19 protein-coding genes are annotated in these 24893 nt (G+C 61.1%); 12 read left to right on the forward strand and 7 right to left on the reverse strand.

What is annotated here, in order from left to right:
* The first annotated feature begins 181 nt into the window (after positions 1-181).
* From KW848_RS13650 to KW848_RS13665, 4 genes are all read left to right on the forward strand, one after another.
* On the forward strand, positions 182-2029 hold the full coding sequence (locus KW848_RS13650; RefSeq protein WP_218537248.1) for an amidohydrolase: 1848 nt from the start codon (positions 182-184) through the stop codon (positions 2027-2029).
* 206 nt (positions 2030-2235) lie between these two features.
* A complete protein-coding gene (locus tag KW848_RS13655) occupies positions 2236-3099 on the forward strand; it encodes a LysR family transcriptional regulator (protein ID WP_218537151.1) in 864 nt (287 codons plus the stop codon).
* A gap of 106 nt (positions 3100-3205) precedes the next feature.
* Positions 3206-4351, forward strand: a complete 1146-nt coding sequence (locus KW848_RS13660; RefSeq protein ID WP_218537152.1) for an SRPBCC family protein — start codon at positions 3206-3208, stop codon at positions 4349-4351.
* The gene (locus tag KW848_RS13665; protein ID WP_218537153.1) at positions 4348-5439 is read left to right on the forward strand and encodes an SMP-30/gluconolactonase/LRE family protein; all 1092 of its coding nucleotides are present in this window, start codon (positions 4348-4350) and stop codon (positions 5437-5439) included. The genes KW848_RS13660 and KW848_RS13665 overlap by 4 nt, the downstream gene beginning before the upstream one ends.
* A 111-nt stretch (positions 5440-5550) precedes the next feature.
* On the opposite strand, the gene KW848_RS13670 is transcribed toward KW848_RS13665, so the two are convergent.
* Together KW848_RS13670 and KW848_RS13675 are read right to left on the reverse strand one after the other, a co-directional pair.
* Positions 5551-5790, reverse strand: coding sequence for a hypothetical protein (locus KW848_RS13670; protein ID WP_218537154.1), 240 nt, complete (start codon positions 5788-5790; stop codon positions 5551-5553).
* Positions 5791-5900: 110 nt separating this feature from the next.
* Positions 5901-6143: a hypothetical protein gene (locus KW848_RS13675; RefSeq protein WP_192407933.1), complete on the reverse strand. Its 243-nt coding sequence runs from the start codon at positions 6141-6143 to the stop codon at positions 5901-5903.
* A 217-nt stretch (positions 6144-6360) separates the two neighbouring features.
* Here KW848_RS13675 and KW848_RS13680 point away from each other — a divergent pair, with 217 nt between their 5' ends.
* Positions 6361-6882, forward strand: a complete 522-nt coding sequence (locus KW848_RS13680) for a DUF4142 domain-containing protein (protein WP_218537155.1) — start codon at positions 6361-6363, stop codon at positions 6880-6882.
* Positions 6883-7002: 120 nt separating this feature from the next.
* Here KW848_RS13680 and KW848_RS13685 read toward each other — a convergent pair whose 3' ends face one another.
* From KW848_RS13685 to KW848_RS13695, 3 genes are all read right to left on the reverse strand, one after another.
* A complete protein-coding gene (locus KW848_RS13685; RefSeq protein WP_218537156.1) occupies positions 7003-9639 on the reverse strand; it encodes an excinuclease ABC subunit UvrA in 2637 nt (878 codons plus the stop codon).
* Positions 9640-9765: 126 nt separating this feature from the next.
* On the reverse strand, positions 9766-11877 hold the full coding sequence (locus KW848_RS13690; protein WP_218537157.1) for a PAS domain-containing sensor histidine kinase: 2112 nt from the start codon (positions 11875-11877) through the stop codon (positions 9766-9768).
* A gap of 191 nt (positions 11878-12068) precedes the next feature.
* Entirely contained in the window at positions 12069-12758 is a 690-nt protein-coding gene (locus tag KW848_RS13695; RefSeq protein ID WP_129443602.1) for a GntR family transcriptional regulator, read from the reverse strand.
* Between the two features lie 140 nt (positions 12759-12898).
* Here KW848_RS13695 and KW848_RS13700 point away from each other — a divergent pair, with 140 nt between their 5' ends.
* From KW848_RS13700 to KW848_RS13730, 7 genes are all read left to right on the forward strand, one after another.
* On the forward strand, positions 12899-13984 hold the full coding sequence (locus KW848_RS13700; RefSeq protein WP_218537158.1) for an ABC transporter ATP-binding protein: 1086 nt from the start codon (positions 12899-12901) through the stop codon (positions 13982-13984).
* Position 13985: 1 nt separating this feature from the next.
* On the forward strand, positions 13986-14903 hold the full coding sequence (locus tag KW848_RS13705) for an ABC transporter permease (RefSeq protein ID WP_218537159.1): 918 nt from the start codon (positions 13986-13988) through the stop codon (positions 14901-14903).
* Complete coding sequence (locus KW848_RS13710; protein ID WP_008154998.1) at positions 14900-15688, forward strand: ABC transporter permease; 789 nt, start codon at positions 14900-14902, stop codon at positions 15686-15688. The genes KW848_RS13705 and KW848_RS13710 overlap by 4 nt, the downstream gene beginning before the upstream one ends.
* 32 nt (positions 15689-15720) lie before the next feature.
* Complete coding sequence (locus KW848_RS13715; RefSeq protein ID WP_218537249.1) at positions 15721-16773, forward strand: extracellular solute-binding protein; 1053 nt, start codon at positions 15721-15723, stop codon at positions 16771-16773.
* Between the two features lie 132 nt (positions 16774-16905).
* The gene (locus tag KW848_RS13720) at positions 16906-18102 is read left to right on the forward strand and encodes an amidohydrolase family protein (protein ID WP_218537160.1); all 1197 of its coding nucleotides are present in this window, start codon (positions 16906-16908) and stop codon (positions 18100-18102) included.
* Positions 18099-19586 carry an amidohydrolase family protein gene (locus tag KW848_RS13725; RefSeq protein ID WP_218537161.1) on the forward strand — a complete coding sequence of 496 codons (1488 nt, stop codon included), beginning with the start codon at positions 18099-18101 and terminating at the stop codon, positions 19584-19586. The genes KW848_RS13720 and KW848_RS13725 overlap by 4 nt, the downstream gene beginning before the upstream one ends.
* Positions 19587-19598: 12 nt before the next feature.
* On the forward strand, positions 19599-20261 hold the full coding sequence (locus KW848_RS13730; RefSeq protein ID WP_218537162.1) for a flavin reductase family protein: 663 nt from the start codon (positions 19599-19601) through the stop codon (positions 20259-20261).
* Between the two features lie 138 nt (positions 20262-20399).
* Here KW848_RS13730 and KW848_RS13735 read toward each other — a convergent pair whose 3' ends face one another.
* Entirely contained in the window at positions 20400-23498 is a 3099-nt protein-coding gene (locus KW848_RS13735; RefSeq protein WP_218537163.1) for an error-prone DNA polymerase, read from the reverse strand.
* The gene (locus tag KW848_RS13740) at positions 23474-24889 is read right to left on the reverse strand and encodes a DNA polymerase Y family protein (protein ID WP_218537164.1); all 1416 of its coding nucleotides are present in this window, start codon (positions 24887-24889) and stop codon (positions 23474-23476) included. The genes KW848_RS13735 and KW848_RS13740 overlap by 25 nt, the downstream gene beginning before the upstream one ends.
* Between the last annotated feature and the right edge of the window lie 4 nt (positions 24890-24893).

Raw genomic sequence — 24893 nt, forward strand, 5'->3', positions numbered from 1 at the left:
CCGCATGCGTCAGACATCGGCTGTTTGCCCTCGCTTTCTTTATCAAAAGCTTTTGCGCGGAGCACTGCCCATGAGCCCACCTGACGACCACGACGGATTTAACCGCCGCCGTGTACTGCAAGGCCTTTCGGCAGGCGCCGTCGGTGCCTGGATCAGCCCGCTAATCGCAGGGAGTAAAACCATGCCCGACGCCCCCGCCGACCTCATTCTGTACAACGGACGCCTGCACACCGTCGACCGCAAAAAACCTCAGGCCAGCGCCGTCGCGATCAAGGACGGACGCTTCGTGGTGGTCGGCAGCGATGCCCAAGCCATGGCCCTGCAAGGTCCCGGCACACAAATTATCGACCTGCACGGTCGCACGGTGATTCCCGGTCTCAACGACTCACACTTGCACCTGATCCGTGGTGGCCTCAACTACAACCTCGAACTGCGCTGGGAAGGCGTCCCTTCACTGGTCGACGCGCTGCGCATGCTCAAGGATCAGGCCGACCGCACACCCACGCCGCAATGGGTGCGGGTGGTCGGTGGCTGGACCGAGTTCCAGTTCGCCGAAAAACGCCTGCCGACGATTGATGAACTGAACAAGGCCGCGCCGGATACCCCGGTGTTCGTCCTGCACCTCTACGACCGCGCCCTGCTCAACCGCGCCGCGTTGAAGGTGGTCGGCTATACCCGCGATACGCCAAATCCGCCGGGTGGCGAAATCCAGCGCGATGCCAATGGCGACCCGACAGGCATGCTGATCGCCCGCCCCAACGCGATGATTCTCTACTCGACCCTGGCCAAGGGGCCGAAACTGCCGCTGGAATACCAGGTCAACTCCACCCGCCAATTCATGCGCGAACTCAATCGCCTCGGCGTCACCAGCGCCATCGATGCCGGCGGCGGTTATCAGAATTATCCGGACGACTATCAAGTCATCCAGCAACTGGCCAAAGACCAGCAACTCACGGTGCGCATTGCCTACAACCTGTTCACCCAGAAACCCAAGGAAGAGCTGACCGACTTCAAGAACTGGACCAGCACCTCCCACTACGGTCAGGGCGACGATTTTCTACGGCACAACGGTGCGGGGGAAATGCTGGTGTTCTCGGCGGCCGACTTCGAGGACTTTCTCGAACCCCGCCCCGACCTGCCGCAAACCATGGAGCAGGAGCTGGAACCGGTGGTCCGCCATCTGGTGGAGCAGCGCTGGCCGTTCCGTTTGCACGCCACGTACAACGAATCCATCAGCCGCATGCTCGACGTGTTCGAGAAGGTTAATCGCGACATTCCGTTCGACGGCTTGCCATGGTTCTTCGACCACGCCGAAACCATCACCCCGCAGAACATCGAACGGGTCAAAGCCTTGGGTGGCGGCATCGCGATCCAGGACCGCATGGCCTTCCAGGGCGAATACTTCGTCGACCGTTACGGCGCCAAGGCTGCCGAAGCCACGCCACCCATCACTCGCATGCTGGCCGAAGGCATTCCGGTCGGCGCCGGCACCGATGCCACGCGCGTCTCCAGTTACAACCCCTGGACTTCGCTGTACTGGCTGATCAGCGGTCGCACCGTCGGTGGTCTGGCGCTGTACCCGCAAGGCTTGAGCCGCGATACCGCGCTGGAACTCTTTACCCACGGCAGCGCCTGGTTTTCCTCCGAGCAAGGCAAAAAAGGCCAGATCAAGGTTGGGCAGCTGGCCGACTTGATTGCGTTGTCGGCGGACTATTTCCACATCGAGGATGAAGCGGTCAAATGGATCGAATCGGTACTGACCATCGTTGACGGCAAAATCGTCTACGGCAGCGTCGAGTTTGAAAAACTCGGGCCGCCTCCCGTCCCGGTGGTGCCTGAGTGGTCGCCCGTTGCCAAAGTACCCGGCCATTGGAAACCCCTGGCACCGCTGACGGCGCAGGTTCATCAATGTGTCGGGGCTTGCGCGGTGCATGCCCATAGCCACGAACGGGCACGGTTGTCCTCGGCGCCGGTCAGTGATTTCGCCGGTTTCTGGGGGGCCTTTGGTTGTTCGTGTTTCGCGTTTTGAACGAATAGCCAAGTGAAAGGGGAAACTGTGGCGAGGGAGCTTGCTCCCGTTCGGATGTGCAGCAGCCGTAAACTATCCGACGGGAGCGTATCTGGAAAATCGCGGCGACAGGTTTTGGGGCCGCTTCGCGCCCCAGCGGGAGCAAGCTCCCTCGCCACAGGTGAGCGGTGCTCTTACAATGGCGCACCTCCCGCATCGGCCTCCCCATGGACATCGATCTAGCCCGCACCTTTCTGGAAATCGTCCGCCACGGCAGCCTTGCCGCGGCGGCTGAAAAACTCCACGTTACCCAGACCGCGATCACTGCGCGGGTACAGAAACTCGAAAGCCAGCTAGGAAGTACGTTGTTCGTACGCAACCGCGCCGGTGCGCGCCTGACGCCGAATGGTGAAGCCTTCGTGGTCTACGCCAATCAACTGGTCGAAACCTGGGAAGCGGCGCGCCGGGATTTGCCGTTGCCCGAGGGTTATCGCGACGTATTGCACATCGGTGGCGAGGTCAGTCTGTGCAACCCGCTGATGCTCAGCTGGGCGGGCGCACTGCGCGAGAAGATTCCCAGCCACGCCCTGCGCATGGAAATCCGTGACGGTGAAAACCTGCTGCGCCAACTGGAACTGGGGGTTCTGGATGCGGCGCTGGTTTACCAGCCCGAGTATTGGCCACGCCTGCAAGTCGAACAGGTGCTGGAAGAAAAACTGGTCCTTATCCGCCTGGCCGCACGACCCGATCCCTACGTGTATATCGACTGGGGCCCGGACTTCCGCCGTCAGCACGATGCGGCCCTGCCGGAAAAAGCCAAAGCTGCGTTGAGCTTTAACCTCGGCCCACTGGGCTTGCAGTACATTCTGGAAAACGGCGGCAGTGGCTATTTCCGCACCCGGGTGGTCCAAAGTTATCTAGAAAGCGGTGTACTGGAGCAAGTGCCCAAAGCCCCCGAATTCAGCTACCCGACCTATCTGGTTTACTCCCGAGACCGCGACTCGGCGACCCTGCAACACGCCTTCGACCTGCTGCGCGAAGTGATCAAATCCGACGATGACTGGTCGCAACGCTGGAACCCGCTGACCTGAGCCCGGTTTGCACCGAAGCATGGCGGTTGCGTTCTCAAGGTTGGGCCAGCCAAAACGCCGGGATCGTCTAATCTGCTGGAGATAACAATAACGACAGGTGATTGCAGTGAGGCAGACCACCGAAGCATTCCGCGCCCGCTACCGCGCTGCGATTCATCCGCTCTACAACCCATGGCTGCACGGCGCTTTTGTGCTGCTGTTCGGGGTGCTGGCCATCGGCGGATTCTGGAGCACCGTGCACCGGGTACAGCCACTGGAATGGCTGGCGGTGCCGTTGACGTTGTTGTTTTTCAACTTCGGCGTGTACAGGATCCATCGGCATTTGGGGCATCACAAAAAGAGCTTCGCACGACTGTTCTACGCCCGCCATGCCGGCGACCATCACAGCTTTTTCGCCCCCGGCCACATGAGCTACGACACGGCCCGGGACTGGCGGGTGATTCTGTTTCCAGCCTGGCTGATCGTGTTGCACACGGTCGTCATCACCCTGCCCGTCTGGTGGTTGCTTGAGCAGTTCGATGCCAACGTCGCCGGGTTGTTCGGCGGCTGCCTGGTCCTCGGCTACCTGACCTATGAAGTGTTCCATGCCTGCGAGCACCTGCCACCCGAGAACCCCGTCACACGGTTGCCGTGGATCCGCCAGATGCGCCGCCTGCATGAGCTGCATCACCGTCGTGAGCTGATGCAGGAACGCAATTTCAATATCGTTTTTCCGCTGATGGACTACCTGTTCGGCACCCTCTATTGGGAACCCGAGCCGATCGACCTGCACCCGACGAGAACGCCCATGACCTGCATGCAGCATCAGATCGACATTGCTGGAGACCCGATTGACGTGCTCGCCTATGCCAGCACCGTGACCCGTTGGCCTGAGTGGCATCCTTCGTCCCTCAAGGTCGATGGCCAGAGCGGTCCGCTGCATGCCGGGGGGCGGTTCGAGGAAGACATCAAGGCGGGCGGGCGTGAGGGACACTTGCACTGGGAGGTTAACGAATACCTGCCGGGACGCCGCTGGAGTGCCTGGGCCCATGACGATCACGGGTTGTCTTTGGTGGTGACTTACGAGTGCGAGGCCCAGGGCGATGGAACACGCTTTGTCCGCACCCTGGAGTATCGGTTCAGCGGCCTTGCGATGCGCATTGCCAATCGACTGCTGCTCAAGCGCAGCATCGATCGTGAGTCGGCAGCGTCGATGCTGGCATTGCGCGAAATGGCGCAAAAACAATGGGCCCCGGCAGGAGTCAGCGCGTGAGTCGAACCGTCAAGTTTCGCCATGTGGTGTTGCTGGTGGTCGTTGCCATCGGCGCCTTTCTGCTGCTGATGCCGACCAAGGTTCAACCGGTGGCCTGGACACCGTCACCCGCGCCCTCCCTCACCAGCGGCCTCTACGCCGACAATCAGCGCCTCAAAGGCATGGAGCGCGTCGGCGCCGCGGATATCGACGGCCCGGAAGCGTTGCTGCTGGAGGAAAACGTCCTCATCACGGGTTTGCATGACGGCCGATTGATCCGTACCAGCCTCGACGGCAAGGTCACCAGGATTCTGGCTGATACGGGCGGCAGACCCTTGGGCCTGGCCCGTCATCCCAACGGTCTGCTGGTGATTGCCGATGGGGTCAAGGGCTTGCTGTCACTGGATGCCCAGGGCCGGTTGATTCCATTGACCACGGCGGCCAACGGCGTGCCCTTCGGTTTCACCGACGACGTGGCGATCGACAAATCCGGGCACTACGCCTATTTCAGTGATGCCTCCAGCCGCTTTGGCTACGGCAGTGACGGCGACGCGATTATCGAGCACGGCGGCGATGGCCGCTTGCTGCGTTATGACTTCCAGACCGGCAAGACCGAGGTCCTGCTGGATAAGCTGGAATTCGCCAACGGCGTGACCCTGGGCCCGGACGATGCCTTTGTGTTGGTCAACGAAACGGGAGCCTATCGCATCAGTCGCTACTGGCTGAGCGGGCCGAAAGCCGGCACCCGTGATCTATTCATCGACAACTTGCCAGGGTTGCCGGACAACCTCGCGTTCAATGGCCACGACCGCTTCTGGGTGGCGCTCTATGCACCGCGCAACGCATTGCTCGATGCCACCGCGCCGCATCCCTTCGTGCGCAAGATGATCGTGCGGGCCATGACTTTCCTGCCCAAACCGGTGGAGAAACGCGCCTTCGCGCTGGGCCTGGATCTAGACGGCAAAGTGATCGCCAACCTGCAGGACGGTAGCAGCGACAACTATTCGCCGATCACCACCGTTCGCGAGTATGGGGATTGGTTGTATTTCGGATCGTTGAAGGCCAGACACATGGCGCGGTTACCGTTGAGCACTGCGCTGCAAAAGTAACGCAAATCAAATGTGGGAGCGGGCTTGCTCGCGAAAGCGGAGAGTCAGGCGACCTCTTTATCGACTGGAAGATCGCTTTCGCGAGCAAGCCCGCTCCCACATTGATTGTGATCAACGCGGATCCATCTCTCTGTCGCGCACCGCATTATCCGTTTCCTCAAGCACCCTTTCCGGGTCCATGGCGGTGGAGTCATCCTCGTCCAGCGGGCGCACGCCTTCATTGTCGGGCAGTTCGTCGATGCCTGGTTCATCTTCGGGATTGAGGGTGGTGCGTCCTGGACTCAGGGGTTCGGGATGGGTCGGGATGGGATCGTAGCCGCCCTGCTCTTCGCTGGGGAATTTTGGACTCATGGGGCACCTCGCATGGAGCCGTCAATTCGGACTCTGAACATTCGAGGTGCCGGTATTTATCACCGTTCCAATTTTTCAATCACCGATCGTCGGTGACCAGACAGAACGCGTCAGGACGGCATCAGGAGCCGATCAACAATCTTTTGCTTAACCTGCACGCGCTTCTCCTTGAGTTTCTTCAATGCGTCATCGCTGGGCGCATCCGATTGGGCGGATTCAGCCTTTAAGACCTCAGCATCCGCCTGCAAATACTTGTTGATCAGTGAATCCAGTAACGGATCCTTGGTGCGTTTTTGCTGGATATCTTCCTTTGAAATTTTGAGATCCTGTAAAAGGTCGTGTATCACCGGCATGGAACACCTCCGTTTGTTGATCGGAGGCAAACGCGATCAATGGCGTTCACCAAGTACCAGAATGGCCTCGGTTAGCCCGTTCTGTCGACCGCCTATCAGACCAGCGGTGCCCGTTCGTCGCCCTGCCCCAAACGCAATAAAACCTTTGCCCGCTCGTCGGCCTCCACACGTTAACGATCACTCGATCGCCCATGAAAACCTGTGTGGAGAATAACCAATGGACGGATTTACCCTGCGCCACCTCAGTTTGGCTGTTGCCTTGAGCACCAGCATGGGCACGGCGCTCGCTGCTACTTCCAAAGACTTCGTCGACAGCGCGGCCGCGGGCGGTATCGCGGAAGTCGAAACGAGCCGATTGGCCCTGGAAAAAAGCTCATCGGCGGACATCAAGGCATTCGCCAACATGATGATCACCGACCATTCCAAGGCCAACGATGAACTGGCGGCGCTGGCGAAAAAGCATGACATCAAGGTGCCGGACAGCACGACGCTGGTCAAACAAGCGAAAGAGAAAATCCTCGACTTGCGCGATGAATCTTTCGATGCGGCCTACGCCAACAATCAGGTGAAGGCCCATGAAGACACCCTTTCGCTGTTCAAGAAAGAAGCCAACACCGTGACGGACGACAGAAGCAAAGGCGCCACGGAGCTGAAAGGTTTCGCGCAAAAAATGCTGCCGACGCTGGAGAAGCATCTGCAAATGGCGAAAAAGCTCCAGGCTGCTCACCCAGACAAATAACCTTGTCGAGTCCTTTGCGGTCCTCATCGCGGGCAAGCCCGCCCCCACAGGAACCGAGTCGTTCACAAATCATGTGGGAGCGGGCTTGCCCGCGATGAGGACCGCAAGAACACCACGAATTCAAGCCGAGCCAAGAACTCTGGCCAAAAACGGCGCCGTCCGGCTCTTTTTGCTTTTAGCCACTTTCTGCGGTGTGCCTGCAATAACAATCTTCCCGCCCTGATCCCCCGCCCCCGGGCCGATGTCGATCACCCAGTCACTCTGGGCCACCACGCGCATTTCATGTTCGACGACGATCACCGTATGCCCCGCCGTCACCAGCGTATTCAACTGTTCGAGCAAGCGATCGACATCCCTTGGGTGCAAACCGGTGGTGGGCTCGTCGAGCACATACAACGTTGCCCCGCGCTGGTTGCGTTGCAGTTCGGTGGCCAGTTTGATCCGCTGGGCTTCACCGCCCGACAGCTCGGTCGCCGGCTGGCCGAGGCGCAGGTAACCCAGGCCGATATCGCGCAGCACCTCCAGCGAGCGGCGAATACCCGGTTGCTCGGCAAACACCGTGACCGCCTCGTCCACCGTCAGTTGCAGCACCTGGGCGATGTTCAACCCTTGCCAGATGATTGCCAGCGTCTCGGGGTTGTAGCGCGCGCCGTGGCAGGTCGAGCACGGGGCATAGACGCTGGGCATGAACAGTAACTCGACGCTGACAAAGCCTTCACCTTCGCACGTCGGGCAACGGCCCTTGGCGACGTTGAAGGAAAACTGGCCTGCGTCGTAACCCTTGGCCCGGGCTTCAGGCGTGGCGGCGTACAGTTTGCGCACGTTGTCGAAAAGCCCGGTGTAGGTCGCCAGGTTCGAGCGCGGTGTGCGGCCGATGGGTTTCTGATCGACTTGCACCAGGCGCTTGATCGACGCCAGCCCCGCCGTGACCTGACCGCCGCTGACCTGCGGTGCGTCGTCCTCAAGGCTCAACTCCTCGGGCTCGCTATCACTCACCGCCCGCCCTAGATGGGCGCCTATCAGCTCGAGCAACGCCTGACTGACCAGGCTGGATTTACCGGAGCCCGAGACACCGGTCACCGAGGTGAAACAGCCCAGTGGAAACTCGGCACTGAGGTTGTTCAGGTTGTTGCGGGTGATGCCTTCGAGCCGCAACCAATCGGTCGGCTTTCGGCTGACACGCGATTGGGTGACCTGCTCGGCGAACAGATAAGCACGCGTCTGCGAGTTCGTTATCTCGGCCAGCCCTGGCGGTGGCCCGCTGTACAGAATCCGGCCACCCTGCTCGCCGGCCGCCGGGCCTACGTCGATCAACCAATCGGCGCGGCGCATGGTTTCCAGATCATGCTCGACCACAAACAGGGTGTTGCCGGCAATTTTCAAGCGTTGCAGGGCTTCGAACAGCGCTTCGCCATCCGCCGGGTGCAGGCCGGCCGACGGTTCATCCAGCACGTAAATCACCCCGAACAACTGCGAACCCAATTGCGTCGCCAGACGCAGACGCTGCAACTCGCCGGACGACAGCGTCGGCGTGCTGCGTTCCAGCGCCAGGTAACCGAGCCCCAGATCGGTCAACGTACTGACCCGCTCCAACAAATCCTGAGCTATCCGTTGCGCGGCCAGGCGTTTCTCCACCGACAGGTTCGGTGTGTGGCGTACATCCGGCGCGTTGGCGTGACCACTGGCACCGTGGGCCACTCGTTGCTCGCGGGCTTCGCGGGTCTGGTCGTGTGTCAATACCTCACCCGCCGCCTCGGCCTGTTCGAGGTAGCTGTGAGCGGCGACTGGTTTCAAGACTTCGGCCACTTGCAGCAACGGCATCTGCGACAGTTCGCCGATATCGTAACCGGCAAAGGTTACCGACAACGCCTCGCGCTTGAGCCGTTTGCCGTCGCACAACGGGCACGGGCTGCCGAGCATGAATTGCGAGACGCGCTTCTTCATCAGCGCGCTTTGGGAATGGCTGAAGGTGTGCAGGATGTAGCGCCGGGCGCCGGTGAACGTGCCCTGGTAACTCGGTTCCATTTTGCGTTTGAGCGCGACTCTGGTTTCTTCGGGGGTGAGCCCGGCATACACCGGCACCGTGGGGGTTTCTTCGGTGAAGAGAATCCAGTCACGCAGTTTTTTCGGCAGATCGCGCCAGGGTTTATCGACGTCGTAACCCATCGTCACCAGAATGTCGCGCAGGTTCTGTCCCTGCCAGGCGGTGGGCCAGGAGGCGACGGCGCGCTGGCGAATGGTCAGGCTCGGGTCCGGTACCATCAACGCTTCGGTGACTTCATACACCCGCCCCAACCCATGACATTCAGGGCACGCGCCCTGGGGCGTGTTGGGCGAAAAGTCTTCCGCATAAAGCATCGGTTGCCCCGATGGATAACTGCCGGCCCGGGAGTACAGCATGCGGATCAGGCTCGATAACGTCGTCACGCTGCCCACCGAAGAGCGCGTGCTTGGTGTGCCCCGTTGTTGCTGGAGCGCCACCGCCGGTGGCAAGCCTTCGATGGAGTCGACGTCCGGCACGCCGACCTGATCGATCAGACGCCGCGCATAAGGCGCCACGGACTCGAAATAGCGGCGTTGCGCTTCGGCGTAGAGGGTCGAGAACGCTAACGACGATTTCCCCGAACCGGACACGCCAGTGAACACCACCAAGGCATCCCGGGGGATATCGACATCGACGTTTTTGAGATTGTGTTCCCGGGCGCCGCGCACCCTGACCATGCCGGAAGGAGGATTGGAAGTGCGCTTGGACGTCATGAGCAGCCTTGATTGGAAGGTTCAAAGAAATGCGGTTCACCTGTAGGAGCTGAGCTTGCTCGCGATAGCGGTGTGTCTGACGCACCGCCATCGCGAGCAAGCTCAGCTCCTACAGGGGTTGATCGTTCAGCCGTTGAGAACGGTGCGCACCATATGGGTCAGCGCCTGGGGACCATAGGGTTTGCTCAGCAAATAAGTATCAGGGCTGAGCTGGTGATTGCGCGAGATAATGTCACGGGTGTGGCCCGAGGTGAACAGCACGGCCACCGGCGGCGTCTGCACCTTGGCCCAGGCGGCCAGGTCCGCGCTTTTGATCAGGCCGGGCATGACCACGTCGGTGAAAATCAGGTCTACCACGGCGCCCTCCAGCAACATCTGCATCGCGACGTCACCGTTAGCCGCCGTCAGCACTCGATAACCTTCTTCACTCAGCAACTCCACCGCTGAGCTGCGCACCGCCTCGTTGTCCTCGACCACCAGAATGGTTTCGTGTCCGCCTCGCTGTTGCGGGTCATGACGTGTCGTTTCGTCGAGCATCGGGCGCAGGCTGCGAGGGAAATACAGCTGCACCCGCGTGCCCTGCCCGACCACACTGGAAATCTCGATATGCCCGTCACTCTGCTTGACGAAACCGAACACCATGCTCAGGCCCAGCCCCGTGCCCTGGCCATCGGCCTTGGTGGTAAAAAACGGCTCGAAAGCCTGTGCGAGTACTTGCGGCGACATGCCGACACCCTTGTCAGCCACCGCTACACAGACATAGTCGCCGGCGACGATGCCCTTGCCTGCACAAAACTTGCTATCAAGGGCAATGTTCTTGGCGCTCAGGTCAATGGTCCCCTCGCCGTTCATGGCGTCACGGGCATTGATCGCCAGATTGAGGATGGCGTTTTCCAGTTGATTGCGGTCCACGTAGATGCGCCAAAGGGCTTCGGCCGCGCTGACGTTGATCTGGATGGTTTCCCCCAGCGCCCGCTGCAACAATTCCCCGAGCCCATCGAAGACCTGCCGCAGATCGCAGACCGCTGGCGACAAGGGCTGACGACGGGCGAACGCGAGCAATTGCGAAGACAGTTTGGCGCCACGTTCGACCGCGGCAATCGAAGCGCTGACCCGGCGCTGCACATTGGCGTTGTCCGGTTCATGCCGCGCCAGCAAGTGCAGGTTGCCAGCGATCACCTGCAGCAGGTTGTTGAAGTCATGGGCCACGCCGCCGGTGAGGCCGCCGATGGCTTCGAGTTTCTGCGATTGACGCAATTGTTCTTCAGCAGCCAGTCGCGCTTCGACTTCGTCGGCAACACGTTGCTCCAGGTTGCGGGTGAACTTGAGCAGGGATTCTTCGGCGCTCTTGCGTTCGTGGATATCGATCAACACCCCGGGAAAACGGAACGGTTCGCCCTGCTCGTTGAACTCGCAGCCACCACTCGCCAGCACCCACAGATAACTGCCATCCGGGCGCAGGACTCGATACTCGGCGTTAAACGGTTCGCCGGTTTCCACGGATTGATCGATCTGCTCCTGCACCCAGCTGCGGTCATCGGGATGGATCCGAGCTGCGGCGATGTCCATTGGCAGGTCGGCCAGGTTTTGCTCCGGCGGGTAGGAAAAGGTGCGGGCAAAACGCTCATCACCGGAGAGCACATTGTCCTTGATGTCCCAGACGAACGAGCCGAGCAAAGCCCCGGCATTGAGCGCCAGGCGCACCCGCTCGTTGTCGGCGTGATAGGCATCCTCGGCGGCCTGACGACGGCGTTCGGAAATCACATGCTCGGTGGTCTCGACCACCATCGCCATGACCCCGGCCGGTTTCCCGTCATCATCCGCCACGGGGCTGTAATAGAGGTCCAGCCAGACGTCTTCGGGTATGCCGTCCCTCAAAAGCACAAGCTCTTTGTTGCGATAGGACAAGGTGCCGCCGGCCAGGCAGGTGTCGACCACATGCCGATTGAATTCGGCGACTTCCGGCCAGCCCAGCTCCACCGGGGCACCCAACAGGTAAGGATGGCGGCCACCGGCGAATTTCGAGTACGCATCGTTATAGATCATGTAACCGGGTCGGCCCCACAGCATCACCATCGGCAATGGGGACGCGAGCATCAACTGCACCGCGCTGCACAAGCTTCTGGGCCAGGTGTCCATGTTCCCAAGCTCAGTCAGGCTCCAGTCGAACGCGCGGATGCGCCCGGCCATTTCACCGTTCCAGCCTGCACACCCATGGCTATCGTCTAAAAACTGCATCGACTGATTCTGTATCCCTGTAGATGACTGGCTTAAGGGATCGCAACGGCATGAGGACGGCGCGTGCCCGTTTGTTTCGAGCATCGCCGTCGCCAATGGTTTCATAGAGGTTAGCTGATTCACATCATCCAGGCTTTTGTGGCAATGGAGCTCTACAGACGAACCATGTAGCAGCTACCTTGTGGCGAGCATCAGACCTCGATCAGGTGCTTGAGCGGGTGGTAGCCAGTCTTCAGTGTCGCGGCGACGTCGAGAATCGCCTTCTCGATGCCATTCAAATGCATGCAGGTCAGTTCGATCGCGGCGCTCTGATTTCCCGCTTCGATGAACTCGATCAGCCGCAGGTGTTCGTCGTCGCGGCAGGCTTCGTGACTGTCGTCATCCAGCGCGGCGGCGTACAGCGAGGCGCGGGAAATCAGCTTGCGGAACCAGTCCAGCAACACCGGGTTGTTCAGGCTTTGCGCGAGTTTGATGTGGAACTCACCCAGCAGATGAATCAGCCGTTCATGGTCGCCACTGCGGTGCGCTTCATCTTCCAGCAACAGGTGATCACGCAGGTCCTGGGTGACGGCAGTATCACGACGACGACAGAGCTCGGTGACGATGCCGATCTCGATCAGGCGCCTCGTTTCAAACAACGAGCGAATCTCCTCATCACTGGGCAACGATACCGACGCCCCTTTGTTGGGCTCGGTGGTGACCAGGCCATCGGCCTCCAACTGTTTGAGCGCGGCACGAACCGACGTCCGGCTGACATTAAAAAGTTCGGCCAATGACGCTTCGCCGAGCTTCATCCCGGGACGCAATGAACGTTTGCTGATCGCCTCGTAAACCCCTTGGTAGACGCGGTCGACCGTGGTTTCGAGTTTTTTCTCGGTCATCTGAACACTCCTTTAGCGCTAAACAACCGGCCCCAGGCGATGAGCAGCCTTTGAAAAAGGGGGTTGCACGAGCAGATTAATCCGGTTATTTCTAGATTGCATCCAGATATTGCATACAATAATTAGAGGAATGCACCAATATGGGTCATCCAACAGCGATTGAAGTGCGTAACGTCTCCAAGCGGTATTCCGACGATCCTGGGCTGGCGCCAGCCCTCGACAACGTTTCAGTCGACATTGCCGACAATGAATTCTTCACCCTGCTCGGCCCTTCCGGCTGTGGCAAAACCACCCTGCTGCGCACCATCGCCGGCTTCGAACAGGTCAGCGAAGGCGAGATTCGTCTGGCGGGCGAACCGGTCAATGATTTGCCACCGTTCAAGCGCCGGGTCAACACCGTATTCCAGAGCTACGCGCTATTTCCACACATGAGCGTCGCGCAGAATATCGCCTTCGGCCTCGAGATGCAGGGCCTTGATCGCAAGCTCATCCCGCAACGTGTCGATGAAATGCTCGCGCTGGTGCAAATGCAACACCTGGCCCAGCGCAAACCGGCCGAGTTGTCCGGTGGCCAACAGCAGCGCGTGGCCCTGGCCCGGGCCCTGGCGCCGAAACCCAAAGTGCTGTTGCTCGACGAACCGCTGTCGGCGCTGGACTTGAAGCTGCGCAAGGAAATGCAGGTCGAACTCAAGCGCGTACAGAAGGAAGCCGGGATCACCTTCATTTTCGTCACCCACGATCAGGAAGAAGCCCTGACCCTGTCCGACCGAATCGCCGTGATGTCAGCCGGCAAGATCCTGCAAATCGGCACACCGAACGATATCTACGAACGACCCAAACATCAGTTTGTCGCCCAGTTTATCGGCGACATCAATTTCCTCCCCGGCCACATCAAACGCGGCCAGCAAAACGAAAAACTGTTCGTGCCGAACGGCATGCCAGTAGAAATCCCCTGCCCGGCCCAAGGCTTCGACGGTGCTGCCGTTCAATTGGCCTTCCGCCCGGAGCGTTCGCAACTGGTCGACCTGGCGCAACCGCATCACCTGCGCGGTGTGATCGAAGCGGTGTTGTATGTCGGCACTGCCACGCTCTATCAGTGCCGGTTGAACAACGACGTCAAGGTCATGCTGCGCGAGAACAACGAAGGCCTGAATCGTGGCCGGGTGGTCGGTGATCGTATCGCGGTCAACCTGCCGCCCCACGCCTGTCTGTTGATGGAGGCCTGAGATGAGCGTCAGCAGCACTTCTCCCGCCCTCAACCGAGCGCTGTTGCTCAGCCCGGTGGTTCTGACTTTGCTGGCGTTGATCGCCATTCCGCTCGGCATCATGGGCTACATCAGCCTGTTGCCGCGCAATGTGTATGGCGGCGTCGACTGGCAGGCCAACTGGCAATTGCAAAGCTACGTGCAACTGTTTTTCCAGGAAGGTTTCGACGGTGAACTGGAACTGAACTGGGTCTACGCCCAGGCGCTGTTGCGCTCGGTGTTCCAGGCCGGCGGCACCACGTTGCTGTGTTTCCTGTTCGGCTTCCCGGTGGCGTTGTGGATGTCGAGCCTGACACCGCAGCGGCGCAACCTCATGGTGTTGCTGATCACCATTCCGTTCTGGACCAACCTGCTGATCCGCAACTACGCCTGGCTGATCATCCTGCGCGAGCACGGCTGGGTCGCCCAGAGCCTCAACGCGCTGTTCCCGCAGGCCGGCGGCATCACCCTGCTCTATAACGACTTCGCCGTCAGCGTCGGGCTGGTCTACAGCTTCCTGCCGTTCATGATTTTGCCGATCTACTCGACCCTGGAAAAACTCGATTGGCGCCTGGTGGAAGCGGCTTACGACCTCGGCGCCAATCGCTGGCATGCGTTGCGGCGGATCATCCTGCCGCTGTCGATGCCCGGCGTGATTGCTGGTGCGCTGCTGGTGTTTGTGCCGAGTCTCGGTGCCTTCATCACCCCGGCAATTCTCGGCGGCGGCAAGACGCTGATGATCGGCAACCTGATCCAGCAACAGTTCGGTACCGCGCGCAACTGGCCGCTGGGCAGTTCGTTGTCGTTCCTGTTGCTGGGGATTCTGCTGCTGTCCCTGGTGCTTTACGCCCTTTATAGCCGCAGCACCGCCAAAACCCTGCGTCGGGGAGCCACCGCATGATCGCCCTGCACCTGAAAAAACTGCCCCTGACCCGCGAAGTCAGCCTGTTGATCCTGGCGTATCTGTACGTGCCGATCTTTGTGCTGATCGCCTACAGCTTCAACGCCAACCGTTCGGCCACGGTGTGGACCGAGTTCTCCTTTGCCTGGTACGGCAGGATTCTGGCCAACCCGTCGATCCAGACGGCGGCGCTGAACTCGATCATCGTCGCCAGCATCGCCACGGTGTGTGCCACGGCCATTGCGTTGCTCGCAGCGCTGGCGACTTACCGGCCGTTCTATGGACAGAAAATGGTCGAGGGCGGGATCAACCTGCCGCTGATCCTGCCGGAGATCGTCACCGCCGTGGCCACGCTGCTGCTGTTCATGGCGCTGGGGATCAAGCTCGGTTTACTGACGGTGATCGTCGCGCACATCGGCTTCTGCATTCCGTTCGCGTACCTGCCGATCCGTGCCCGGCTCAATGACCTGGACAAGAGTTTGCTGGAGGCGGCGAACGATTTGTACGCCAACCCGTGGCAGGTATTTCGTCGAGTGACGCTGCCGCTGCTGTGGCCGGCGGTGTTGTCAGGCTCGGTGCTGGCATTCGTGGTCAGCCTCGACGACTTCATCATGACCTTCTTCGTGGCCGGCCCCGGTTCGACGACGTTGCCGGTGTACATCTTCTCGGCGATCAAGTCCGGCGTCACGCCGGAGATCAACGCGATCTCGACCCTGATGCTGGTGATTTCCATCGTGCTGGTGGTGCTGGCCTTCTGGCTGGGACAGCGCGGCAAAAACCAATGAGCCTGGAGCCTGCTGTTATGAATAAAAAGCCAATGAAAACAAAAAGCATGCGTTTCGCTGTCGCCGGTCTGGCCCTGAGTTGCTTCGCGGCGTTCAGCGCCCAGGCCGCCGAACCCAAAGAACTATTCTTCTACAACTGGACCGACTACTACCCGGTCGATCTGCTGGCCAAGTTCGAAAAGGAGACCGGGATCAAAGTCACCATGGACGGCTACGACAGCAACGAAACCCTGCTGGCCAAGTTGCAGGCCGGTGGCGCGGCGTATGACGTGATCGTGCCGTCGCAGTCGATCATGCGCACGTTGATCAACCAGGACTTGCTGCTGAAAATCGACGCGTCGACCCTGCCCAACTTCCAATACGTCAAACCGGCGTTCCGCGACCCGAGTTTCGACCCCGGCCGCAAGTTCTCCGCCCCGTACCTGTGGGGCACCACCGGGTTTTCCTATGACAGCGCACGGGTGCCCGGCGGCAAACTGGACGATTCGTGGAAAGAGTTCTTCGAACCGCGCAAGGAACTCGAAGGCCAACTCGCCGCCCTCGACACTTCCAGCAGTGTGATCAACGCCGCCAGCCATTACCTGAACGTCGACGAATGCAGCGAAAACCCGCAGGACGCCAAGCGCATTCTGGAGCTGCTGCAAAAACAGAAACCGCACTTGAAGATGTACAGCTCGGACAACACCGTCGACCGCATGGCCTCCGGTGAAGTGATCATGATGCAAAACTGGAACGGCTCCACCGCCCGGGCCACGTTGCAAAAAAGCACCATCAAGTACGTGTACCCGCGCGAAGGCCTGGCGATGTTCCAGGACAACTTCGCCGTACCGAAAAGCGCCCCGCACCCTGGCAACGCGAAGATCTTCATCGACTGGATGATGAAGCCGGAAAACGCTGCCGCCGTGTCCAACGCCATCGCCTACGCCAACGGCATCCAGAGCGACAAGCTGATCGACGCCAAATGGCGGGTGATGGACGCGATCAACATGCCCGACGAGTTCGCCTCGCGCCTGCGCCCGGAAAAAGAGTGCAGCAACAAGGCGCGGGAGCTGCAGGACCGGATCTGGTCGAAGCTCAAGGGTTGATCCAAGACCGAGGTGCCGCCTTCGCGAGCAAGCCCGCTCCCACATTTGATCTTCAGTGGTCACGCGGACAATGTGGGAGCGGGCTTGCTCGCGATGAGGCCCGCCCAAACACCACAAAATTTGAGGTATGCAATGACCCAACCCCGCTGGCTACGTAATGTGCGGCCTTATGGTGGCGCCGCCGAAGACCTGCTTCTTGAAAACGGCCTGTTTAAAGATCGACGCCCCGCGTCCAACGCGCCGTTGGACGCCACCGACATCGACGGCCAAAACCAGCTCCTCACCCCCGCCCTGGTCGAAAGCCACGTCCACCTCGACAAAACCCTCTGGGGTCAACCCTGGCGCCCGAACAGCGCCGGCCCGACGCTCAAGGACTACATCGCCAACGAGCGCCGCGTGCTGCGTGACGTCCAGGCACCGATTGCCCAGCGTGCCGGCGCCCTGCTGGAAAACTGCATCGCCCGTGGCTCGCTGACGATGCGTTGTCACGTCGACATTGACCCGGAATTCGGCCTGCGCCACGTCGAGGCCATGCAGCAACTGCGCGAAGGCTACCGCGACCTGATCGACCTGCAACTGGTGGTGTTCCCGCAAACCGGCCTGATCAGCCGCCCCGGCACCGCCGAACTGATGCGCGAAGCCATGGCCCTGGGCGTGGAAAACGTCGGCGGCCTCGACCCCTGCGGCATCGACAACGACCCCATCGCCCAACTCGACTTCGTGTTTAAGCTGGCCAGTGAATTCGAGCGAGGCGTCGACATTCACCTGCACGACAAGGGCGAACTGGGCCTGTGGCAGATCGCGCTGATCGCCGACTACACCGAGCGCTTCGGGTGTCAGGGTCGGGTGATGATCAGCCACGCGTACTGCCTTGGGATGTTGCCGTGGAGCCAGGTCAAACCGGTGGCCGAACGCCTCGCGGCGCTGGGCATTTCCCTGATGAGTTCGGCACCGGCCGATTGCGCGGTGCCGCCGTTCCTCGCGTTGCGCGAGACCGGGGTGAACGTGTGCCTGGGTTCGGACGGCATTCGCGACGCCTGGTCGCCCATGGGCAACGGCGACATGCTCGAACGGGCGATGCTGCTGGCGTTTCGTTTCGACTTGAACAAGGACGATGAACTGGCAGCGGCGTTCGAAGCCGCCACGGTGAATGGCGCTCGGGCGTTGGGCTGTGAAGGTTATGGAGTGGAGATCGGTGCACCGGCGGACTTTTTGCTGATGCCGGTGCAGACGCTGGGTGAGGCGGTGGTGTCGCGTCCAGTGCGGCAGGTTTATCGCGGCGGTGAGTTGATCGCCTCCGGTGGCCGACTGCTGGAAAGTCGTTTGTGAAAAGGATCGGATTGAAAGCCAGTTGCGTGGTCGGGTTCGACGGTACGCAGCATGTGCTGTGGCGCGACGGCGAAGTGGTGTTCGAAGGTTCGCGCATTGTGTTTGTCGGGCGGGGTTATTCGGGGCCGGTGGATCAGTGGATTGATTATGGCAACGCGTTGATCGGTCCGGGCTTTATCGATCTGGATGCACTCGGAGACCTTGATTCGACGGTGCTGACGCTGGACAACGGCGATGAGCGCGACATGGGTCGGATGTGGTCCGAGGACTACCTGGCGAGCGGTCCGCGGGAGAGTTACAGCCCGGATGAACAAGTCTTCAAATACCGCTACGCCTTCACTCAGCTGATCCGCAACGGCATCACCACCGCCATGCCGATCACCTCGATGTACTACCGCGAATGGGCCGAGACGTACGACGAGTTTTCTGCGGTAGCCGGTGTCGCTGCCGAGTTGGGGCTGCGGACTTACCTCGGCCCCTGCTACATGAGCGGCATGAGTTATTGGCGCGCCGATGGAAGCCTCGGGCATCACTGGGATGAAGCCCGGGGCATGGCCGGGCTCGATGCGGCTGTGCGGTTTTTCCATGATTTCGACGGTGCGCACGAGGGTTTGATTCGCGGCGCGCTGCTGCCGGACCGCATCCAGACCTGCACCCCGGCCCTGCTGCAACGCACTGCCGCGCTGAGTCAGGAACTGAACGCGCCGATGCGTTTGCATTGCTGCCAAGGGCTCGGTGAGGTGGCGATGGTCGAACAACTGCGCGGCACTTCGCCGCTGGGTTGGTTGCAGCAATTGAATCTGCTGACCCCACGCAGTCTGCTGCCCCACGGCATCTACACCTGCGGCGATGACGATCTGCAACGCGTGGTGGATGGCGGCGCGAGTCTGGTGCATTGCCCGGTGGTGTTTGCCCGTGACGGTGAGGCGCTGAACTCCTTCGGTCGCTATCGGGCCAAGGGCATTAACTTCGCCTTGGGCACCGACACCTGGCCGGCGGATTTGCTGGAAAACATGCGCCACGGTCTGAACATCGCGCGATTGATGGAGGGTGGAAACTTGCTCACCAGCACCCTGGATTTGTACAACGCCGCCACCCTCGGCGGCGCCAAGGCCTTGGGTCGCGATGATCTGGGCCGCTTGGCACCGGGCGCAAAGGCTGACATCACGGTGTTCAGCCTTCGCGGCCTGCACCTGGGACCGCTGTTCGATCCACTGAAAAACCTGATGCTGGCCGGGCGCGGTGACGACTGCATCGCCAGTTACATCGACGGCCGCTGCGTGATGCAGGACGGTCAGGTTCAAGGTGTCGACTACCCCGCCCTGCAACGCCAGGCCCAACAACAATTCGAAAAACTGATGCGCAGCCACAGCGACCGGGCCTTCGGCCAACCGGACTGGAAAGACCTGTTCAAACCGGCCATCCCGTTCGCTGACGACTACAGCGCAGACGCGCCGCTGAGCACGATTGATCCCCTTCGTTAGAGAATTCTGCCCATGCAAAGCTTCGACTTCAGCCAATTGAGCCCGCGAGACAAGTACAAGATTCTGATCGGCAGCGTGGTGCCACGGCCGATTGCCCTGGTCACTACCATCGACGGCGAAGGTCGGATCAATGCCGCGCCCTTCAGCTTCTTCAACGCCCTCTCGGCCGACCCGCCGATCCTCGCGTTGGGCGTGGAAAACTACGGTGACCAAAGCCCCAAGGACACCACGCGCAATATCCAGTTCAACCAGGAATTCACCGTGAACATCGTCAGCGATGCCCTGGTGGAAGCCATGAACGTCTGCGCCGTGCCGTTCGCCCCCGGTTTCGACGAACTGACTGCTGCGGGCCTCACTGCCATTCCCGGCACCACGGTCAAATGCCCACGAATCGGCGAAGCCCCGGTGGCGCTGGAATGTCGACGGATGATGGCGCTGTCCATCGGTCAGTCACGGGAGATCATCTTTGGCGAAGTGTTGATGGCGCATGTACGGGATGAATTGATCGACCCGAAAACCTTGTATATCGATCAACTCGGGCTCGATGCGATTGGGCGGATGGGTGGGCATGGGTATGCACGTACGCGCGATTATTTTGACTTGCCGACACGCTCGCTGCAGGCGTGGACGGATGCGCCGGGGGGTGGCGAAAGGTTTTGGCCTGTCACCAAATAGAGCAAGCTTACACATAACCTGTGGGAGCGGGCTTGCTCGCGAAAGCGGTGTATCAGGCAACATAAAGTTGAATGATGAACCGCTTTCGCGAGCAAGCCCGCTCCCACATGAGATCTGTGACAGCCATAAGTTTCGAGGTCAACGGAAATCCCGGCTGCGTACGCTGATGCCGTCGAGCAATGGGCTCAGGTCGCTCAACCGTCCGGCAATCAAATGCCGCACTTCGCCTTCCTTTTCCCAGCGCCCGTCGACCTTGAGCAATTGCGAGCCCACCAACACCTGGCGCTGCCGGTCGGCCAGGTCGCGCCAGACAATGACGTTGACGTTGCCGAACTCATCTTCAAGGGTGACAAAAGTCACACCACTGGCGGTGCCCGGGCGTTGTCGGCCGGTCACCAGCCCGGCGACGCTGACCGGTCGTCCATGCTCGACCTCCATCAGTTCCTTCGAACTGCGGCAGCGCCGGGCTTTCAATTCACCCCGCAATAGAGCCAGCGGATGCGGCCCGAGCGTGGTGCCGACACTGTTGTAATCGGCCAGCAGGTCCTCGCCGACGGTGGGTTTTGGCAACGACACCGCGCCCTCCTCCTGACTCGGCAGACCGGCAAACAAGCCGAGCTGTTTCTGCACTCCCGCCACTTCCCAGCGCGCCCGATGACGGTCACCCGCCAAGCCACGCAGCGCACCGGCATCGGCCAGTTGCTCCTGGGCGCGGGCGTCGAGTCGCGCCCGTTCGCCGAGGTCGGCAATATCGATAAACGCCCCCTTCGACCGTGCGGCTTCGATGCGTCGGGCATCGTCCTCGCGAAAGCCTTTGATCATCCGCAACCCCATGCGAATCGCCGGCTGGGCACCGGTGATCGGTTCGAGGCTGCAATCCCAGTCACTGGCGCGCACGTCCACCGGGCGAATCTGCAAATGATGCCGGCGCGCGTCCTGCAGAATCTGGTCCGGGCTGTAGAAACCCATGGGCCAGCTGTTGATCAGCGCACAGGCGAAGGCCGCCGGCTCGTGGCATTTCAACCAGCAACTGGCGTAGGTCAACAAGGCGAAACTGGCGGCGTGGGACTCGGGAAAACCATAACTGCCAAAGCCTTTGATCTGCTCGAAGATTTGCGCGGCAAACTCGGCCGTGTAGCCGTTTTTCTTCATCCCGGCGGCCAGGCGATCCTTGTGCGGCTCCAGCCCGCCGTGGCGTTTCCAGGCGGCCATGGAGCGGCGCAACTGATCGGCCTCGCCGGGGCTGTAGTCGGCGGCGACGATGGCAATCTGCATCACCTGCTCCTGGAACAGCGGCACGCCCAACGTACGCTTGAGCACGGTTTCCAGTGCCGGGGACGGATAGACCTCGGGTTCTTCCTTGTTTCGGCGTCGCAGGTACGGATGCACCATCCCGCCCTGAATCGGCCCCGGACGGACAATCGCCACCTCGATCACCAGGTCATAGAAGGTCCGGGGTTTGAGCCTCGGCAGCATCGACATCTGCGCCCGGGACTCGATCTGGAACACGCCGATGGTGTCGGCACGACCGATCATGTCGTAGGTCTGCGAGTCTTCGGCCGGGATCGTCGCCAGGCTCAGGTCCCGATGGCGATGACGGCGCAACAGATCGAAACAGCGGCGGATCGCACTGAGCATGCCCAACGCCAGGATATCGACCTTGAGCAGCCCGACGGCATCGAGGTCGTCCTTGTCCCACTGGATGATGGTGCGCTCGGCCATGGCGGCGTTTTCCACCGGGACCAGGCTGTCCAGAGGCTGCTCGGAAATCACGAAACCACCGGGGTGCTGGGACAGGTGTCGGGGGAAACCGATCAGTTGCCCCGTCAGACTCAGCACCCGGCGCAGCACCGGGCTCTCGGGATCGAACCCGCCTTCAAGCAGGCGTTCCACGGGCGGTGTTTCATCACTCCAGTGGCCACAGCAATCGGCCAGGGCGTTGATCTGATCCGGCGGCAAACCCAAGGCCTTGGCCACATCACGCACCGCGCCAGCCGCGTGATACGTGCTGACCACCGCCGTCAACGCCGCGCGGCTCCGGCCATAACGCTGGAACACGTACTGCAAGACTTCTTCGCGGCGTTCATGCTCGAAATCGACGTCGATATCCGGCGGTTCGTTGCGCTCTTTGGAGAGAAAGCGCTCGAACAACAGCGTGGTGCGATCCGGATCGATTTCCGTGATGCCCAAGGCAAAGCACACCGCCGAGTTGGCCGCCGAACCACGGCCCTGACACAGGATTTTTTGCTCACGGGCGAATCGCACAATGTCGTGAACCGTCAGGAAATAGCTTTCGTAGCCCAGCTCGGCGATCAGCTCCAGCTCCTTGTCGATCTGCGTCAGCACCTGGGCTTGCGGGCCTTTTGGCCAGCGCCACGCGATGCCCTCCTCGGTCAAATGACGCAGCCAGGACGTGGCTGTCTGGCCTTCAGGGACCAACTCCCGGGGATATTGATAACGCAACTGACCAAGGTCGAAGGTGCAGCGCCGGGCGATGTTCAGCGTTTCGTCGAGCAGTGTTTGCGGGTAGATCGATTGCAGAGCCTCGAGACTGCGCACATGCCGCTCGCCATTGGGATGAAGACGCAACCCGGCCTCCGCCACCGGCACGTGATGACGGATCGCTGTCATGGTGTCCTGCAAAGCGCGTCGCCCACGAGCGTGCATGTGCACATCACCGCTGGCCACTGCCGGGATTCGCAGTTCGCCCGCCAGGGTCAGCAGCGCAGCCAGCCGTCGGGTATCGTCCTGGCCGCGATGCAGCTGGACGGCCAGCCACAGGCAATCGACGAAGGTCTGTTTCAGCCAGTGGCCCTGTTCGACGTCATCGACCGCGTCCGGTACCCACAACGCCAACAGCCCCGGTAAGGGTTCACTGAAGTCCTCGCGCAGGACTTGATACTGGCCTTTCTGCGTGCGGCGCCGCGCTCGGGTAATCAGTCGGCACAGGGTCTGGTAACCCTCGAGGTTTTCCACCAGCAACACCAGTTTCGGACCGTTCTCGATGCGCACTTCGCTGCCGATAATCAGCGGAAGCTCCACGGATTTGGCCGCTTGCCAGGCGCGGACGATACCGGCCAGCGTGCATTCATCGGTGATCGCCAAGGCCTGATAGCCCTGCTTTTTCGCCCGCTCAAAGAGTTCGAGGGCACTGGAAGCACCGCGCTGGAAACTGAAGTTCGACAGGCAGTGCAGCTCGACATAGTCGACACTCATGCGAACCAGCCTTGCAGCCACAACGGGCCGTCCTCGCCGACCGCACGATAGGCCCAGCCCTGCTGGCCGGAACGGGTTTCGATCAGGAAGTAATCGCGGCGCACATCGGCACCGTCCCACCAACCGGACTCAATGCGTTCCGGCCCCATCAGGATGCGCGCCGAACCTTCATGCACCGCCAGCGGTTCAGTCAGCAGCCAACCCGGACGTTGCACCGCAGGCAGCCCTGCACAGCGCTGACTGTCGACACTGGCCTGCCACGCGCATTCCGGCCGGTGATCGGCCTGGAACCGCAAGCCCTGCACCGCGTCATCCCCCAACCGCGCACGCAAGCGTTCGCGCAGTTGCTCCCAGGGCAAGGACTGCTGCGGGCGGTCGTCGAACAGTTCCTGATACTGGGGAACGAAGGCCGGCAAGTCTTCGGCGCGCAGGCGAAAACCGCGCACCGGGGCCTCGACCTGGACTTGCTCCAACCGGCCCCGGGCCAGTTCAAAGAGCATCGCCGGATCACGTTCGGCGCTGAGCAGGCCGACCTTGATGACGGTGTCCGGCAAGCCGGCGTGCTCCAGGTGCAGGTCGAAACGCTGCACGCCGCTGTCCCGACCGCAAAGAAACGCCGACAGGTCACCGGTCAACCGGCGTAACGGAAACAGCAGCGCCTGATGGGACTGCACGTCGAAGTTGAGCTCGATGCGCACATCGAACCGGTCCGGCGGCAAGTAGAACGCCAGCGCCAGCCGCCGTAACCCGAGCAAGGCGTCCAGATGCTTGAGCACCTGGGCCTCGAAACGCCGGGCCAGACTATGGCGAGGCAACGCCTGAACCTGGCTCAAGGTGCGCAACCCCATGCGCGACAATGCGCTGGCAACGCTGGTTTCCAGCCCGATCCGGTCGATGGGCAACTGCCCTAGGTGATGTTGCAAGGCTTGATCGTCGGGTACCACCAGACCGTCATAAGCGTTGGCCAGCACCCGTGCCGCCACCGGGTTGGGCGCGGCAACAATCCGATGGCGAAACCCCAACTCGCCGAGCTCGGCCCGTAACCGCGCCTCGAATTGTGGCCAGGCGCCGAACAACCCCAGGCTGGACTCGATTTCAAACACCACCGCACGCGGGTAATGCACGCTGACTTGTGAACTGAATCGATAAGCCCAGGCGGCCAGAAACTGCTGCCAGTGCTCGATCTCGGCAGCGTCGTATTCAGCCGTGACAAAACCTTTGCTCAAGGCTTGGGCGGCGGTCATCGACTGGCCCGGACGCAAGCCCAGCGCCCGGGCCGAAGCGTTGACCGCTTGCAATACCCGACGCTGGGCCGGGCCGGTCAGCAGCGCCAGCGGCTCATCGGGATCGGCGCGCTGACGCAGTACCGCGTCCAGCGCCAATTGCGGGAAGAGAATGCACACCCAGCGCATGGCA

Origin of the sequence: Pseudomonas sp. PDM25, from assembly GCF_019219045.1 — a bacterium.
Classification (GTDB): Bacteria; Pseudomonadota; Gammaproteobacteria; order Pseudomonadales; family Pseudomonadaceae; genus Aquipseudomonas.